This window comes from Algoriphagus sp. (assembly GCF_024642405.1).
Lineage (GTDB): Bacteria > Bacteroidota > Bacteroidia > Cytophagales > Cyclobacteriaceae > Algoriphagus.
The window spans coordinates 14,326-30,473 of record NZ_JAHEBC010000015.1 but is presented as its reverse complement, the minus strand read 5'-3'; the positions used below and the strand labels follow the sequence as shown (position 1 = coordinate 30,473).

The 16,148-nt window shown below is 37.8% G+C and carries 12 protein-coding genes and 1 pseudogene; 4 read left to right on the top strand and 9 right to left on the bottom strand.

What is annotated here, in order from left to right:
• The 3 genes and pseudogenes from Q0L68_RS02470 to Q0L68_RS02460 all read right to left on the bottom strand — a co-directional run.
• Positions 1-252 (bottom strand): annotated as a pseudogene (locus Q0L68_RS02470) (primosomal protein N'); the annotation flags it as partial.
• Between the two features lie 4 nt (positions 253-256).
• A complete protein-coding gene (locus tag Q0L68_RS02465; RefSeq protein WP_296698902.1) occupies positions 257-2,293 on the bottom strand; it encodes a thioredoxin domain-containing protein in 2,037 nt (678 codons plus the stop codon).
• Positions 2,294-2,302: 9 nt separating this feature from the next.
• The gene (locus Q0L68_RS02460; protein WP_296698901.1) at positions 2,303-3,283 is read right to left on the bottom strand and encodes a GSCFA domain-containing protein; all 981 of its coding nucleotides are present in this window, start codon (positions 3,281-3,283) and stop codon (positions 2,303-2,305) included.
• Between the two features lie 151 nt (positions 3,284-3,434).
• Between Q0L68_RS02460 and Q0L68_RS02455 the strand changes: the two genes are divergently transcribed.
• Complete coding sequence (locus Q0L68_RS02455; RefSeq protein ID WP_296698898.1) at positions 3,435-3,941, top strand: sigma-70 family RNA polymerase sigma factor; 507 nt, start codon at positions 3,435-3,437, stop codon at positions 3,939-3,941.
• Positions 3,932-4,522, top strand: a complete 591-nt coding sequence (locus Q0L68_RS02450) for a hypothetical protein (protein WP_296698895.1) — start codon at positions 3,932-3,934, stop codon at positions 4,520-4,522. The genes Q0L68_RS02455 and Q0L68_RS02450 overlap by 10 nt, the downstream gene beginning before the upstream one ends.
• A gap of 16 nt (positions 4,523-4,538) precedes the next feature.
• Here the strand turns inward: Q0L68_RS02450 and Q0L68_RS02445 are convergent, their stop codons facing one another.
• Positions 4,539-5,285 carry a DUF1835 domain-containing protein gene (locus tag Q0L68_RS02445; protein WP_296698892.1) on the bottom strand — a complete coding sequence of 249 codons (747 nt, stop codon included), beginning with the start codon at positions 5,283-5,285 and terminating at the stop codon, positions 4,539-4,541.
• A gap of 7 nt (positions 5,286-5,292) precedes the next feature.
• Positions 5,293-5,712 carry a DUF1801 domain-containing protein gene (locus Q0L68_RS02440; RefSeq protein WP_296698889.1) on the bottom strand — a complete coding sequence of 140 codons (420 nt, stop codon included), beginning with the start codon at positions 5,710-5,712 and terminating at the stop codon, positions 5,293-5,295.
• A 437-nt stretch (positions 5,713-6,149) separates the two neighbouring features.
• Here Q0L68_RS02440 and Q0L68_RS02435 point away from each other — a divergent pair, with 437 nt between their 5' ends.
• Complete coding sequence (locus Q0L68_RS02435; protein WP_296698886.1) at positions 6,150-9,287, top strand: TonB-dependent receptor; 3,138 nt, start codon at positions 6,150-6,152, stop codon at positions 9,285-9,287.
• Between the two features lie 12 nt (positions 9,288-9,299).
• Positions 9,300-10,793 (top strand): RagB/SusD family nutrient uptake outer membrane protein, encoded by a 1,494-nt coding sequence (locus tag Q0L68_RS02430; protein WP_296698883.1) that lies wholly within the window; start codon positions 9,300-9,302, stop codon positions 10,791-10,793.
• Positions 10,794-10,839: 46 nt separating this feature from the next.
• On the opposite strand, the gene Q0L68_RS02425 is transcribed toward Q0L68_RS02430, so the two are convergent.
• The 4 genes from Q0L68_RS02425 to Q0L68_RS02410 all read right to left on the bottom strand — a co-directional run bounded on the left by Q0L68_RS02425 (position 10,840) and on the right by Q0L68_RS02410 (position 16,129).
• Positions 10,840-11,226 carry a VOC family protein gene (locus Q0L68_RS02425; protein WP_296698881.1) on the bottom strand — a complete coding sequence of 129 codons (387 nt, stop codon included), beginning with the start codon at positions 11,224-11,226 and terminating at the stop codon, positions 10,840-10,842.
• Position 11,227: 1 nt separating this feature from the next.
• Complete coding sequence (locus Q0L68_RS02420) at positions 11,228-13,300, bottom strand: prolyl oligopeptidase family serine peptidase (RefSeq protein WP_296698878.1); 2,073 nt, start codon at positions 13,298-13,300, stop codon at positions 11,228-11,230.
• Between the two features lie 27 nt (positions 13,301-13,327).
• Positions 13,328-14,635, bottom strand: a complete 1,308-nt coding sequence (locus Q0L68_RS02415; protein ID WP_296698877.1) for a D-alanyl-D-alanine carboxypeptidase — start codon at positions 14,633-14,635, stop codon at positions 13,328-13,330.
• Positions 14,636-14,716: 81 nt separating this feature from the next.
• Complete coding sequence (locus tag Q0L68_RS02410) at positions 14,717-16,129, bottom strand: SusD/RagB family nutrient-binding outer membrane lipoprotein (RefSeq protein WP_296698875.1); 1,413 nt, start codon at positions 16,127-16,129, stop codon at positions 14,717-14,719.
• Between the last annotated feature and the right edge of the window lie 19 nt (positions 16,130-16,148).

The following is a 16,148-nucleotide window of genomic DNA, read 5'->3' as shown; positions in this document are numbered from 1 at the left end:
GAGGATATCGAGTATTGGCTTGGCATCATAAGCCTGTGGAGCTTTATTATGAACTTTCCCTATAATTCCGGTCAGTACCTTTTTTTTACCAAATTGAACAATTACTCGGGCTCCGATTTGAATCTGATTTTCTAGGCTGTGTGGAATACGATAGGTAAACATCCGCGGTATTGGAACAGGCAGGATGATATCTGCAAAAGAATTGCTTGCTTCTTCTGGGAATAAATCTTGATTACCAAACAAACTTTCCAATGAATCAGGCTAAATATGGGAGTTGAGAAATTGCTTCTTCAAAGGTACTGACAGGTTTCTGGCAGGCATGATCAAAGCAAACATAAATTAAGGCATTTCCCTCGGAATCGGGAGTTTTGCCATGAAGTATCGCGGCAGTTTCTGTCTCATCCTCTGAATATGCAACTATCATATTTGGTAGATAGCTTGATTTAAATTGATCTGCTAAAACTTTGGCTCCCTTTCCAACAATTGCGATTTCTGCTGTTGGAACAAGGTTTTCGAGATATAGATTTGCCCAGTTGCAAAGGAATCCCGGATCTTTAAGAATCAAGCCCTTCATACCTCCAAGCATCTTTTTTGCAATTGAATCATATTTCTCATGGTAAGTTAAAAGTGAAAGCTGATGAAGGTTTCTGGCCATAATAGAGTTGGAGGAGGGGATGACATTGTCAAATAATTCCTTCTTATTGGCAATTAGTTTTTCCGAACTTGGATTGTTGAAAAAGAAAAACCCGTCGCTTTCATCAAAGAATTCATCAATACAAATTCCGGTAAGTTTTTCAGCAGAATTCAAATGATCAGGATTTCCGGTAGCTTGAAAAAGCAATAAATCTGTTTTGATAATTGCGGCATAATCTTCCAAGAATGCCGGGGTGTATGCCTGACTGTTTTTATAAGACCTAAAAATTTTTCCGGAATCAGTCATTTTCTTATCTACGAATTTCCTGTTTGCAATTGCAAGTTCCAATGCAGCTTTATTTCCTGTTGCAAAATATGCTTGAATTAATCCTGAAGCCATTAAACCATTCCAACCGCTAAGAATCTTGTCGTCTTTTCCCGGGAAAATTCTCTTGTTTCTAACAGCTAGTAGCTTTAATTTGACCTTGTTTAGCTTATCTATGAGTTCGGTTTCAACCATTCCATGGTTTTTCGCGACTTCTTCATAGCTTTTTGTCTGAAATAGGATATTAACACCATCCTCCCAATTTCCATTGGATTTTAAATTGTATAATTCTGTAAACCAGGAGATCTCATTCGGGATGATTTTCTCGAGTTCTGCGTAAGTCCAGGTGTAAAATTTACCTTCCACTCCTTCGCTATCAGCATCTTGAGCAGAATGAAACCCTCCTTCTTCCTGTAGCATTTCATCCTGTAGCCATCCAATGGTTTCATTTACTTTTTCCAGAAAAAAATCATCCTTACTTACCTGATAAGCTTTCGAATAGAGCTCTAAGAGTTGACCATTATCATAAAGCATCTTTTCAAAATGAGGAGCAAACCACTCCCCGTCAACAGAATATCTTGCGAATCCCCCTCGGATCTGATCATAAATTCCACCCATACCTATTTTACGAAGGGTAAAAAGGACTTTGTCTATGAGTGATTGACTTTTGCTTAAAATCGCATAATCTAAAGTAAAATCCCAAATCGCAGGCATTGGGAATTTCGGGATTCTATTCATTCCACCCCATTCTGGATCAAATTGACTACTTAATTTGGCGATAGCCTCAGCAAGATCATCCGGATCCAATTCAGCCTCTCCAGACAGAATACCATATTTTTCAGTCTCTTTTTTAGAAATACTTATTCCAAAACTTGCGGCGCTTTCCGCAAGCTGATCCTCATGTTTTACAAAAGCGTCTGCGATATTCGCCAAAAGATTTTTCCATTGTGCGTTTGGGAAATACGTTCCTCCGTAAAATGGTTTTTGGTTTGGCATCAAAAACACATTTAATGGCCATCCTCCCTGTAATCCCATTGCCTGAACTGCATCCATATAAATGTTATCAATGTCAGGTCTTTCCTCCCGGTCAATCTTGATACAGATGAAACTTTCATTCATCAAGTCTGCTGTAATTTGGTCTTCAAAACTTTCCCGCTCCATCACATGACACCAATGGCAAGCTGAATAGCCGATTGAAACAATTATTGGTTTGTTTTCGATTTCAGCTCTTTTCAATGCTTCAGGCCCCCAAGGATACCAATCCACTGGATTATGCGCATGTTGAAGTAAATAGGGGCTTTGACTATTGATCAGTCGATTTGAAGTTTGGCTCATTGTAGTATTTTAAAAATCGGAAAGTTCAGCATTTACTTTTTCCAGTTCACTTGAAAAATCAAATTGATCGTTTAATCGTTCCAGTTTTTCCTTTAAGTTTCTCAGGAATTTCTTGTGTGCTTCACTTTTGGGATTTAATGGTCTATGCTCCAATTCAAGTTTGACACTTTTTATTTTATCAAATAGGTTTTGAGTTTCTTTGGTAAAGAGTGAGTTCTTCCATTTTTCCCAGATATACTCTTCTGCCTGCTCGGTAGGATGGATTAAATCAGGCTTATAAAATCGATAATCCCGTAACTCATCCACCATAATTTCATAAGAGGGAAAATATTGGACTTGGGCATGCTGCTCCTCTAAATTACCGCAGAGCACTCTCAAAAGACTTTTACTGAATTGATTCTCCGGGATTCCATCTTTGATATGCCGAACCGGGCTTACAGTTAGAATGATCTTCAAGTTTGGGTTTAGCTCCTTTAATAGTGTGAAAATCTTTTTCAGGTAATTTGACATTTCGTCTAATCCTGTCAATCTCTTCGTGAATAGCTTACTTGGCTGTTTATGACAATTGGCAACTGCTTCTGAGCTCTGGGTCAACTCATAAAGCCAGGCCGTACCCAATGTTAAAATGAGGTAATCACATTTTAAAAGGTATTCTTTTACGAGGAATCGTTGCCCGGTTAGTTTTCCACGAAGTTCTTCAAAGGAATAGCCCATTACTTGGGAGTGTGTCCAATAATGAAAATGCATTCCATCTCTCTCCAAAAACATGTTTTCGGGAAAGGGCTTTTCCTCAAGAGCAGCCTCAAGTAATTGACAAATAGGAATGGGATGAAAGAGTGTTCCAAATGGATTGATTAAAATATCCATCTTCAATTCCTTCATTTTGTTTCCCATACTCTCTGCAAAACAGGAGCCGAGACTTAGGATTTTATCATTAAATGAAATTAGGGCCGGATGACTTGGAATGTCAAAACTTGTAGTCAATTGCATGTTCGAAAATAAGCATTTGGTAACTTAGAAGAGAGGAAAAATCTGAGGAATCGGGAGAAATGAAAGTAGGTGATTTGATAAAATTTAAAAATAATTCAATTAATCTGTGATTTTTTCCATGATCAAGAGACTAATAAAGAAAACCAAGTAAATGAGCAAAGAGGAGGAATTCATTCATTTGATCCAGGAAAATCAGGGCTTGATCTATAAGATCACGTTGATTTATTCTAAGGAAAAAGATGAGCAGGATGATTTGTATCAGGAAATAGTCTATCAGACTTGGAAGTCTTTTGATCAATTCAAAAGAGCTTCCAAACCCAGCACCTGGCTTTACCGGGTGGGTATGAATACAGCGATCACACATCTGAACAAGTCAAAGAAAAAGCCATTGATGGTTTCCATGGATCAGACACTGTTTAATTACTCAGAGCCTATGGATAGTAAGAAGGATGAAAAGATTCAGTGGCTTTACGCTCAGATCAGGAAATTGAATCTCTTGGACCGAGGAATTATGTTTTTGTTCCTCGAAGGAAAAAACTACGAAGAAATAGGGCAGATAACAGGAGTTTCTACCAGTAATGTAGGAACCAGAATGTCTCGTATCAAACAGAAATTAAAGTCTGAAGCCACCCCTAAACCAACTAAAATATGGAATTAGAAGAGATGCAGTCATTGTGGGCTGATTTAAGCCAAAAGATTGAAAAACAGGATAAAATTCAAAAAGAATTGCTTATGGACATTACCAAACAAAAATTCAGAAAAAAGCTCGATGGCATCCGCTTACCGGAAATGATCGGGTCCGTGATATGCTATGTTTACGCTATGTATTTACTTTCAAAGTTTCCAGAATTGGAGCTATGGTACAATCAGGTTTTTGCGATGATCACGATTCTGATCATGACTATTTTACCGATTGCGAGCTTAAATGCGATCAAAAGTATGCGAAGTGTGAAAATAGGTGGAGATGCTCCTGCCCAGATGCTTGAAAAATTTGCTAAGAGCAAAATCAAATTTTGGAAAGTTCAACGCTATGGGGTGATTTTTGGCGCCTTAACCCTGATAACCGTTTTGCCGCCGATTGCGGAAATTAAGGGAAATATGGACTTCATTTCCAAACCACTTTTTTGGGCGATTTACCTGCCTTGTGGGCTTTTGTATATGTACTTTTTTAGTAGATGGGCGCTTGGGAAATACAAGAAAGTCATGAACTCCTCCGAGCAATTACTTTCGGAATTGTAGTAAAAAAAAGAAGCTGTCAAACAGCTTCTTTTTTTATCTCATCATATAATCTTTTGACTTGAAGATCTCCATATCCATAAATAGGAAGTCGGTTTCGGAATTCTCTAAAAACCTTTGAGAAATCATGCGTATCCAACGTTTTTATGATTTCAATGATCGTAGCCTTTGGCTTTCCCGGGTATTCTCCATGAGGAATGCTGTCTTTCCATGCTTTTACAGCAGGAGGAAGAAAAGGTAATTCAGGAGCAACTTGTTTTGAGAGGGTCATCGCTTCATCGATATGATGCAATTGATACATCTTCCAAAGATTTGCCAAAACTTCACGTTGGTTTTTGGTTAGAAGCCTTGCATCTCTGAAATGTTCCTCCATTTGTCGATCGTTTAATTCTGCATACCCTAATCTTAGATCTGCCTTTTCCGGAAGGATCAAATAAATATCACCTTTATGCTTTTCTAATAGGTGCATCACGAACCAGAGATTTACTTGGCAAAAAAGATCCAATTCAAACCAGCAATAAACTTTAGTATTGGAAGCTACCGTTAAAATTTTCTCAAACTCTGGGATAACTTTTTCAAAATAATTTCCATCGAAACTATTACCATACTTTTCGGAGAGAAATTCATCTCTGATAACCCATAATTCTTCTAATGAATGTGCGTCTACTGGGCCATCCACAAGACATTCTCTTGTAATGGCTCTATCACCGTGTATATCATTTGGAAATTTATCGGCTAAAGAATCGCCATTGAGTATGTGTAACATGCTAGGTTTATTTTTGGTCTTTTCCCATGATATCGGTGTAGCATTTCCGAATCATTTGCCTAAGAACCGATTCATTCACTTCAGTTAATCTCTTAATATATAAACATCCTTTGGAAATTTTGTGCTTTCCGAGATTACTTAAAGAATCTTCAAATTCGGAAAAACTTTTCATCAAATAAATACTCAATGCCTGTTTTCTTGGAGAAAACCCTACCGGAAACCAAAGTTCTTCCCTACCGGATTTATACTTGTATTGAAATTGTCCAAAACCTATTATGCTTGGGCCCCAGAGTACAGGTGATTCATTAGTTTCTTCAGTAAAGATTTCTAGAAGTTTAAAGCCGTCTTTTTGCCTTTCGGGGCTCTCTATTTTATTCAAAAAATCAATAACTGAAAGATTGTTTGGTCTTGTTTTTAATTCTGTCATTTTTAAAAATGATTATATTTTATATTAAAATTAAATAAAATTATAATATAAAATTATCATTATTAATAAAAATACGATTTTGAAATATTATCTGTATAAACATTTGAATTAGTTTTAGTTCTACTAAAAAGTATTTTGTTTTAGTTCTATTTCTTTTTTTAAAATTTCTTATTAATATTCTATTAAAGCTCTTTAAATAATTCAATTTTGACCGATCTTAATATAACTGTCTCAAAAACAGACAGTTTGTTATTTTGTATAAAAACGATCTATAATTCTTTTTAAACTGATTTTCTGCCGTTTTTATAAATTTTTTATCCTTTACAGGATTTTTATTTGGTTAATAAACGTGGTCATCTGTTATTGTTTAATTAATTTTAACTTCCAGTATATAGTATACTGAGTCTTAAAATAATTTTAACTAACCAACAAAATTTATGAGAAAAGCATTACTAAGCTTACTCTTCGGATTGTTGATTACTGTTTCAGCATTTGCGCAAAGCCGTACAATAACTGGAAGGGTAGTTTCTCCCGAAGAGCCAGAAGGACTCATCGGAGTCAACATTTTAGTAAAAGGAACCACAATTGGTGTGGTGACCGATCTTGACGGTAATTATGTTTTACAGGTTCCAGACGGAGCAACTACCTTGGTGTTTAGCTATATCGGGTATTTGGCCAAAGAAGAAGTTATTGGAAACCGAAGCACAATTGACGTAACCTTAAATCCTGATGCTCAAAATCTGGAAGAGGTTGTAATTACTGCTTATGGTGGTACAGTTGATAAAGGTAATTTTACTGGTTCAGCAGTAGCATTAAAATCAGATCAAATAGCCAACAGGCCTATTAATAACGTGGTAAATGCCATCGAAGGGCAGGCTCCTGGTGTTATTACTACCTCAGCATCTGGTCAGCCAGGTTCTACGCCTGCAGTCCGTATTAGAGGTGTAGGTTCTGTTAACTCATCTTCAGCTCCTCTTTATGTAGTGGATGGTGTTCCTTATGATGGAGACCTTTCGAACCTTAACCCTGAGGATATCGCTGACATGACCATCTTGAAAGATGCATCATCATCTGCACTTTATGGATCTAGAGCGGCTAATGGTGTGATTATGATTACCACAAAAACTGGTAAAAAAAATCAACCAACTTTCAATTTGAGAGTTCAGCAAGGTTTTTCTGGAAGAGCTTTACCTGAATATGATCGTATTAATGATCAGCAATACTATCCTGTAGTTTGGGAATCATTAAAGAACAGCCAATTAGGTTCTGGAGCAACACCGGCAGAAGCAGCACTTTATGCATCTGAAAATTTGACAAGCATATTGGGATACAATATTTACAATGTACCTGATGATCAAATTGTGGGAGCAGATGGAACTTTAAATCCAAATGCTGTAAATAACTTTCAAGGTCTAGATTGGTTTGATGAGTTGGAGAGAATGGGTGATCGTAAAGAATACAATTTGACCTATTCTGGTGGATCTGATAAGACTGATTTCTATACTTCTTTCAACTACTTGAATGAAAAAGGATTTGTTATCAAGTCTGATATCGAAAGATTTACTGGTCGTTTGAATGTGAATACTTCACCTACTAAGTGGATGAAGACAGGTATTAACCTTTCTGCTACAATGAGCGAAGGTAATAATGCTAGATCTGGTGGAAGCAATAGTTTTGTTAATCCATTCTTTACTGCAAGATCTATCGGACCAATCTATCCAGTTTATGCTCAGAATATGAATACTGGCGGATTCATTCTAGACGAATTCGGCAACAAAATTTACGATACTGGTGATTTGGTAGGTTTAGGTCTTCCAAGAAGAGGTCCAGGTTCTTTCCCAGGACGTCACGTTGTTCAGGAGACAAATCTGAATATTGACAGATTTGATAGTGATGTGATTTCTGCAAGAGCTTATGTGGAAGCTACTTTCTTGAAAAATTTCAATTTCAGAACTAATATATCATCTGATATGACTTCACTTTTAGATATTGGATATGATAACCAAATCGTAGGTGATGGAGCTCCGGCCGGTAGAACAAGAAGAGAAAATATCAGAACTAATTCCTTGACTTTTAACCAATTGCTTTCTTATACAAATACTTTCAGAGATAAGCATTTTGTAGAAGCATTGTTTGGTCACGAAAATTATGACTTCCAGAGAAATCGTCAGTTTATCTCTAAGCAAGATCAAATCCTTGCTGGAAATATCGAGCCAGACAATTTCGTAACTATTAATACGGCGTCTGGTAGATTGGATAGAGACAGAATTGAATCTTACTTCTCGAGATTAAATTATGTATATGATGATAAGTATTCCTTCTCTGCATCTTGGAGAACAGATGGATCTTCAAGATTTTTTGAAGATGTAAGATGGGGTACTTTCTATTCAGTAGGTGCAGCTTGGACGATTGACAGAGAGAATTTCTTTAATTCATCATTCATTCAATTGTTGAAATTGAGAGCTTCTTATGGTGAAGTTGGTAACAACAATGTTGGTGGATACTACCCATGGCAGGCACTTTATGATCTAGGATTTAATAATGCTTCTGAGCCAGGAATTCTACAGGCTTCTTTGGCAGCAAGAGATTTACAGTGGGAATCAAATAACACATTCGATATTGGATTTGATTTTGCTTTTGCAAACAGATTCTCTGGTACAATCGAATATTTCAACAGAGAATCTCAAAACTTGCTTTTTGAAGTACCTCTTTCTTTGACTACAGGTCTTTCTTCTAAGTTCCAGAATATTGGTACAATGGCTAATACTGGTATTGAATTCAGTATTGCAGGTGATGTAGTGAGATCAGGTGACTTCAAATGGAATGTTGGTCTTAATGTTTCTACTTTCAAAAATGAGTTCAAAGAGCTTCCTTTTGATGAGCAGATTAATGGTACCAAAAAGTATGTTGTTGGTAGATCAATCTATGACTTCTGGTTGAGAGACTGGTATGGTGTAGATCCTGAAACTGGTGAAGGCTTATTTAGAGCCGAAGAATATGATGCTGGAGATGAGGATATCAAAATTGTAGGTGCTGATACATTGACTACGGACTTTGGAAATGCGAGATACCACTTTGCTGGTAATGCAATTCCGGACTTCTTTGGTGGTATCACCAATACTTTCACTTACAAAGGATTCTCTTTAAATGTATTGATGAGTTTTGCAGTAGGAGGAGATATTTATGACGGAATTTATGCAGGTTTAATGTCTGCTGATCCTGATGGAGGTGCTTTGCATACAGACATCATGAACAGATGGACTCAGCCAGGAGATGTAACTGACGTTCCTAAAATGGACGTTACTGGGGCAGCAAGTACCAATGTCGCTTCGGATCGATGGTTAACTTCAGCCTCCTATCTGAATTTAAGATCTGTCAATTTATCTTATACTTTCCCAAGAACTATGCTTGAGAAAGTGAAAATGAGAGGTGCTACTGTTTACCTAGCCGGTGAAAACTTAGGCTGGTTGTCTTCTAGAAGTGGAATGTATGTTTCAGGTACTTTTAATGGAACTACTTCTAATACTTTCACTCCAGCAAGAACATTTACGTTGGGTGTTAATGTGAACCTGTAATTGAAAATGACGATGAAAAATATATTAAGTAAACTATTTATCGCAGGCGCACTATTCATAACTACTAGTTGTGCTGATGATTATTTAGATACAGTTCCAACGGATGCGGTATCTGAGGAGTCGGTTTTTACAACCACTCAAAATGCAATGACTGCCTTGAATGGTATTCATAGAATGATGTTTATTCGTTTTGATAGCCAAGGTCAGCCCGCTGAAGGTTCCGTAATGATTATGCGTGAAGTAATGGCGGAAGATGTGGTAATGACTACAACTGGTAACGGTTGGTTTGTGTCTATCACAAGATGGTTGAACCACATCAACGAATCTAGCGGTGATGTACGATTTGTTTGGAGATTCTATTACAAAGTGATAGGAAACGCAAATATGATTATTGCCAATATTGACAATGCGGATGGCCCTCAAGCTGAAAAAGATGAGATCAAAGGTCAAGCTTTAGCTTATAGAGCTTGGGCACATTTCAACTTAGTTCAGCTTTTTGCAAAGCGTTACGATGCAGGTGGCGATAACTCAGGAATGGGTGTTCCAATTGTAACTGAACCCATCACTGAAGGCGGAGCAAGAAATTCTATCGCTGAGGTTTATGCACAAGTTAACACAGATATTGATGCAGCTATTGCTTTGTTAACAACTAGCAGAAATGCGAAATCGCACTTGAACATCAATGTAGCAAAGGGTATCAAAGCAAGAATTGCATTGGTTCAGGAAAACTACAGCGTTGCAGCGCAAATGGCTAGAGAAGCAAGAGAAGGATTCTCTTTGATGAACACAGACCAACTGTATGAAGGTTTCAATAATGTTGATAACCCAGAGTGGATTTGGGGTAGCCGTCAGGTTGATGATCAGCAGACTTTCTTCGCATCTTTCTTTGCATATATGTCTTTGAACTTCAGTTCAACAAACATCAGAAACAATCCTAAGGCAATCAATAGCATGCTTTATGATATGATTCCTGAGACAGACGCAAGAAAAGGTCTTTGGGATCCTAATGCTTCTGATCCGGAATTAAGAGATCCATTTATTGATGAACTTACATTGGGTAGTTTTGCTAAAATCGACTACATGAATCGTAAGTTTATTGCTCAGGGCAATGCTTCATCTGTAGGTGATGTTCCTTACATGAGAGCTGCAGAAATGTATTTGCTTGAAGCTGAAGCTTTAGCAAGAGGTGGAAATGATGGACAAGCTGCACAAGTTCTTTTTGAATTAGTTTCGACAAGAGATTCAGCTTATTCACTTTCTTCCAATACTGGCACCGCCTTGATCGACGAGATCATGATCCAAAGAAGAATTGAATTATGGGGCGAAGGTTTCAGATGGTATGATTTGAAGCGTCTTAACCTACCTTTGGATAGAACAGGTGCAAACCACGTTGAATCTGTTATTAACTCTAAATTCACTGAACCTGCTGGAACTAACAATTGGCAGTTTAGAATTCCAAGAGATGAGTTGAACGCCAACGAACTAATGGAACAAAATCCTTCTTAAGGATTTCCTATAAAAATGAAAACCCGAGGAATTTCCTCGGGTTTTTTTATGCTTCATAAAACTCAATAGGCAAATCATCCGGGTCAGCTATAAACGTAAAACGCTTACCTGTGTGTTCATCAACGCGAATAGGTTCAGCTTCTATTTGATGACTTTTTAAATAAGATATGCATTCATCTAAATCGGATACTGAAAACGCTAAATGCCTCAATCCACAAGCCTCCGGTCGGGATGACCTTTTTGGTGGATTTGGAAAAGAAAATAGCTCAATGATGTATTTCCCATCTAAGGCTAAATCGAGTTTGAAGGATTCTCTTTCTTTTCTATAAATCTCTTGGATTATTTGCAGTCCAAGTATTTCCACATAGAACTTTTTGGATCTTTTGTAATCAGAACAAATGAGAGCAATGTGATGTACGCTTGAAAGTTTCACCTTAATTCTTCATCAAATGTTTTTGCAGGAAATCAGCTGTAGCTTGATCCACTTTAATCATGTTGGACCATTTCATCCAGTGATGAGTGTCTCCAGGTATAATAATTGACTCATAGGGTTTTCCTAATTCTTCAAATCTTCTAATCAGGTCTACCGTTTGTTTCACTGGAACATTTCGATCGTCATCTGCATGAATAAAAAGGACCGGAGAATTCCAGGTTTCTAAATCCGAAATAGGGGAGGATTTCCATGCTGTTTCTCTTGCTAAATCCAAATCAGGTGCTTGTTCATAATTGGGGGATAGGTCATATCTACCGTCCAGATCATGTACCCCATGAATATCAACTCCAACTTTGAATAGATCAGAATCTCTTGCTAAGGCCAAAGCTGTTAAATAACCGCCGTAAGAACCTCCATAAATCCCAATTTTTTCCGCATTGACTTGGGATAAATTTGCCAGGTATTGACCGGCAGCTTTCACATCTTGGTACTCCACGGCTCCTTGGTAATAAGCTCCTGAGGGTCTGTGAAAATCATATCCGTATCCAATACCTAGGCGGTAATTGACCGAGAGAACCACAAATCCGAGATTTGCCAAATACTGATTGATGGAATAGGTATTGGAATAATAATCCATGTAACTCCATCCTAAAAGCATCTGACGCTGTGGACCTCCATGTACAAAAACTACTGCAGGTTTATTGGAGGAGCCACCTTCTTTTTCAAAAAGTTGTCCATACACTGTCGTGCCATCTGGTGCCTTGAAAGATATTTGTTTCGGTGTGACCAACTGACTTTGAGGAAAATCAGAAGGAATTAAATTCTCTCCCAAAAGTTGAGTATTATCTCCTCTTTTTACTGCCACCAAATGAGATCGCTGGGCTGTTGCGCTGAAGAAAGCTAAACTTTCATTTCCAATCCAAACAGGGTAAGCTTCAATTCCACTTCCTGTTGTTTCCCAAGTAAGTTCTCCACTTGTAATATCAACAGACCCGATATGCCTACGATCTAAATCCTCCTGATCAGGTCCTGTGTTTGCTGAAAAGGTTAGTTTTTTCCCATCTGGACTTTGCTTGATCTGTTCCACCATATAGTTACCCGGAGTCAAAAGATTAGTGGTTTTTGAATTAATGTCTAATGAATAAAGATGTTGCCATCCATCTTCATAGGATAAGTAGGCGATATGGTCATTCCCTGAAAAAGCAAAGAATGGATAGGTGTAGGAACCAGCCAGCGTTTTAGGAGCTTCCCAAAGCTTTTGACTAGTCTCGGACTTAATATTTGCTAAGTGGATTTCCCAAGGGCTATGTCTTGGTTCAAGAACAGGAAAGGCAGCTCCACTTCCTCCAGGTCTTCTGACAAAGCCAATTTTCGAACCATCAGGAGACCAAGCGATATTGGAGTCTCTATGAAAAGAAGGAGCAATCCATTGAATTGAAGAATTGGGATTTTCAAATATCCCAATCATGGAATGAGTTCCTCGATTAACCACAAATGCCAGCTGATTTCCATCTGGTGAATATTGTACTTCATTAACATTTCCCTTGATTTCAAAGAGCTGTTTTGGCTTCTCGGAACTCTCTAAATCCACTCCCCAGACTTGTCCACCTTTGAGAAACAAGAGTTGATGATCTTTACCTAAATAAGGATTATCTGATTCAATTATTGTTTCTACTTTTCCACTAGTTAGATTTATTTTCCAGATTTCCACTTTTGGTAAAGTTGGAAGATTTTGTGCATTTACTGTTGAAGTAGCATTGCCTCCTCCATGATCTCCTCCTCGGACGAAAACCAACCAATTCCCATCTTTTGAAAATTGCAAACTAGAGATTTCCTGACCATCGTCTTCATTAAAAGAAGTTAGTTTTCTTGGGTTGAAATCTGGACTTTCAGCAAAATAGACATTCCGTTTTCCCTGCTCATTCATAGCCCAAGCTATTTTTTGACCTGTTTCAGAACTCGTCAACTCAGATGGAAAAGAGAATTTACCCACTTGTTCCATGGTAAAGGATTGACCAAATGACAGTGTTGAAATAAGGCTGAAAAGCAAAGTGAATATGATCGTATGTTTCATAGCGAAAATGGTCAATGGTGGAATTAATTAATACTTATCATGAATCAGATAAAGTGTTTTTTCGAGCTCTCTCTTTAATTCAGAGGAGGGTAGAGCATAATTATTCAGGATACATGAAAAATGTAAAATCTTGCCGCTTTTAGTGATCAGGAAACCACTCAATGCATTACTCATGCTGAGCGTGCCGGTTTTTGCATAGATATAAGCAGACTGACCTTCATCCGCTTTATACCAATTTCGTATAGTTCCTGACTCCCCTCCAGCGGGGAAATAAGCTTTGATTTTTTCTAAAGGCACTTCCGCTCTGATTTTTCCTAACAAGGCAATAATGGATCTCGGAGTAAACATGTTTTTCGCAGAAAGTCCAGATCCATCTACCCACAAAGGCTCGTCAGGAAGATCTGCCAATAGATTTTCTTTTGAATATTCAATGGCATCCGATGTGCTCAACTTGTTATTTAATTGATCTGAGACAAGAAGCATTAATTGTTCAGCTAAAAAGTTGTCAGAAATTTTCATCATTTGAGCATAAATGCTGTCTGCTGGAGTAGTCAAAAGCTTTTTTGGATCTTCCTTGATATAATTAGCATTCTTGATGACAGTGATTTTTTTTCCTAGTTCTTCATTTAGAAGCTGCGCAGTGAATTCTGCAGATGTGACAAAAGGAATGTCCGTCTCAAATGGATCAGAGTGCGTTTCCTCATCGAGCTGGTAGCTAAATAAGTTTTGAAAACGCTCTCTTCTGAATCTATAGCCATTCCAATTTTCTGTTTTTTTAGCCTCTATAAAAGGAGTGAATCTCTTCGGGATAATCGAAAACCTATTTTGTCCCTCATCAAGTTTAAACCTTACGACATTTCCATAGATAGGCATAGCGGAACGCTCGGTAGCATAATAGTAATTATACCAATCCCATGACCATCCAGATCCAAAAGCATCCACTTGTTCAAAATTATCGAGTAGATATAATTCTTTATTTGATTGCTTTAAAAAATTGAGCGCGACTTGATTGTCCAAATCTGGATGTAAAAATCCGGGATCTCCTGTTCCCCAGAAAATTAGTGAATCTCCCCGCTCCAAGTAATTAAGTCCATAAACCAACTCATCACCTAGCACTGAATAGGAGGTATAAAAAGTGAATAGCTTGGTATTTGACGCCGGGATAAAATATTTATCGGAGTTGATATCAACCAAAACTTTATTTTGCTCAGGGTCCAATAACATGAAACCCATGTGTCCTTTCTGTAAAGGTTCGGAGTTTTTTAAGGATTTATTGATTTTTTGGATAGTACAAGAACTGAAAAGTATCAGCAATCCTAAAAGAAAGTTTTTCATAGCTTGGAGATTTCTATCAAAAGATAAATAAAAAAAGTCTCCCATCGAATCGATAGGAGACTTAAGGAAAGATTCAAGTGATTACTGGTTCCACCAGATTCTATCTAGAAGTGTTACAGAAGGAACGTTGTTACCGTTTCTACTCACTTCACTATCTGGGTAAGCTAATCTACGGATATAATCGCCTCCCAAATCAGGGTTTAAGTTTTCAGGTAAAGTCATATCCTTATAGGCATAATCAAATCTTCTCGCATCATTCCAGGTTTCTGGATGAAGAAATAATGCAACATATTTTTCTTTGAAAATATCAGCCAAAGTTAAAGCATCGGCACCCATACTAACACTAGCATCAGCAAGGTAAGCAGCCTTTTCTTCCTCAGGAACACTTAGCATGTCCATATGAGCATTGATTCCTTCTAGGTATGCTTCGTAAGCAGCAGCCTTGTCTGTATCAAATGCAGCTTCTGCTTCAATAAATTTCAATTCTGCATAAGTTGCAATTAAAAGAGGAGCTTGTCTTGAAGTGTAGTACTGTCCTTCTACCAACGTAGAACGAGCACCTTGTTCAGGAGCATCTCCTCGACCAGCACCATTTACGGTTCCGATAAATTCTCCATCATCGGTAGTTCCGACCATTAGTTTCAATCTAGGATCGACGGTTGGATAAGAAGTGCCATCCAAAGCCTCTATAAATTGCTCAGAAATCCATCCTGTCAAAAGCAAATTGGCATTATTGATAGCATCTTGTGCCCAAGGATTGAACCTTTGCTCAAAGTAAGTTACAGATGCATTATCATCATTTGATGTGAATCCTTGGGATGCTGCATTCAAAACTTCAGCTGCGCTATACCCGGAAGCTCCTTTCATATGAATCATATAACGGGCTTTTAAAGTATACGCGAATTTCAACCATAAATCAAGATCTCCTCCATATATGAAATCATCGTTTCCGATGGATATGGATGATTCTTGCTGTAGGTTTGCGATCCCTTGATCTAAAAGACTGATTACATTCCCATAAAGAGCCTGATCATCATCATAGGCAGGTGTTACAGTGGAGAAGTTAAAGCTTTCCGAAAAGGGCACATCTCCAAAAAGGTCCACGGTCATACCTAAATTTAACGCCATTAAAACCTGACCGGCACCTAAATATTGAAGTGCACCCTCAGCTTCAGCTTTTTCATTCATAGTGTAGAGGTCAGTCATTACATTGTAAAGACTAAACCACATACTGCTAAAATTAAGAGGCTCCATAGTATCTGATCCGCTGCTTGGGTTCGGGGAAGCCAAATATTGCACGTAATTGCTCACTGCACTTCCTTCTCTATAGACGTTCAAGCTTGTCTCATAAGTGATATTAGTCATTAGACCTGAGATAGGAGCGTCTTGTGGGTTGTTTGGGTTTTCATTGACATCCAAATAAGATTCACAGGCTGATGCTGTAAGAATCAGTGATGCTCCCAAAACTGCTTTTAATTTATTTTTAAATTTCATCTTTCTGTTGGTTTAGTGG

Coding starts and splice junctions, on each gene's coding strand:
- Q0L68_RS02465 (WP_296698902.1), bottom strand. CDS start 2,293: ATGAGCCAAACTTCAAATCGACTGATCAATAGTCAAAGCCCCTATTTA.
- Q0L68_RS02460 (WP_296698901.1), bottom strand. CDS start 3,283: ATGCAATTGACTACAAGTTTTGACATTCCAAGTCATCCGGCCCTAATT.
- Q0L68_RS02455 (WP_296698898.1), top strand. CDS start 3,435: ATGAGCAAAGAGGAGGAATTCATTCATTTGATCCAGGAAAATCAGGGC.
- Q0L68_RS02450 (WP_296698895.1), top strand. CDS start 3,932: ATGGAATTAGAAGAGATGCAGTCATTGTGGGCTGATTTAAGCCAAAAG.
- Q0L68_RS02445 (WP_296698892.1), bottom strand. CDS start 5,285: ATGTTACACATACTCAATGGCGATTCTTTAGCCGATAAATTTCCAAAT.
- Q0L68_RS02440 (WP_296698889.1), bottom strand. CDS start 5,712: ATGACAGAATTAAAAACAAGACCAAACAATCTTTCAGTTATTGATTTT.
- Q0L68_RS02435 (WP_296698886.1), top strand. CDS start 6,150: ATGAGAAAAGCATTACTAAGCTTACTCTTCGGATTGTTGATTACTGTT.
- Q0L68_RS02430 (WP_296698883.1), top strand. CDS start 9,300: ATGAAAAATATATTAAGTAAACTATTTATCGCAGGCGCACTATTCATA.
- Q0L68_RS02420 (WP_296698878.1), bottom strand. CDS start 13,300: ATGAAACATACGATCATATTCACTTTGCTTTTCAGCCTTATTTCAACA.
- Q0L68_RS02415 (WP_296698877.1), bottom strand. CDS start 14,635: ATGAAAAACTTTCTTTTAGGATTGCTGATACTTTTCAGTTCTTGTACT.
- Q0L68_RS02410 (WP_296698875.1), bottom strand. CDS start 16,129: ATGAAATTTAAAAATAAATTAAAAGCAGTTTTGGGAGCATCACTGATT.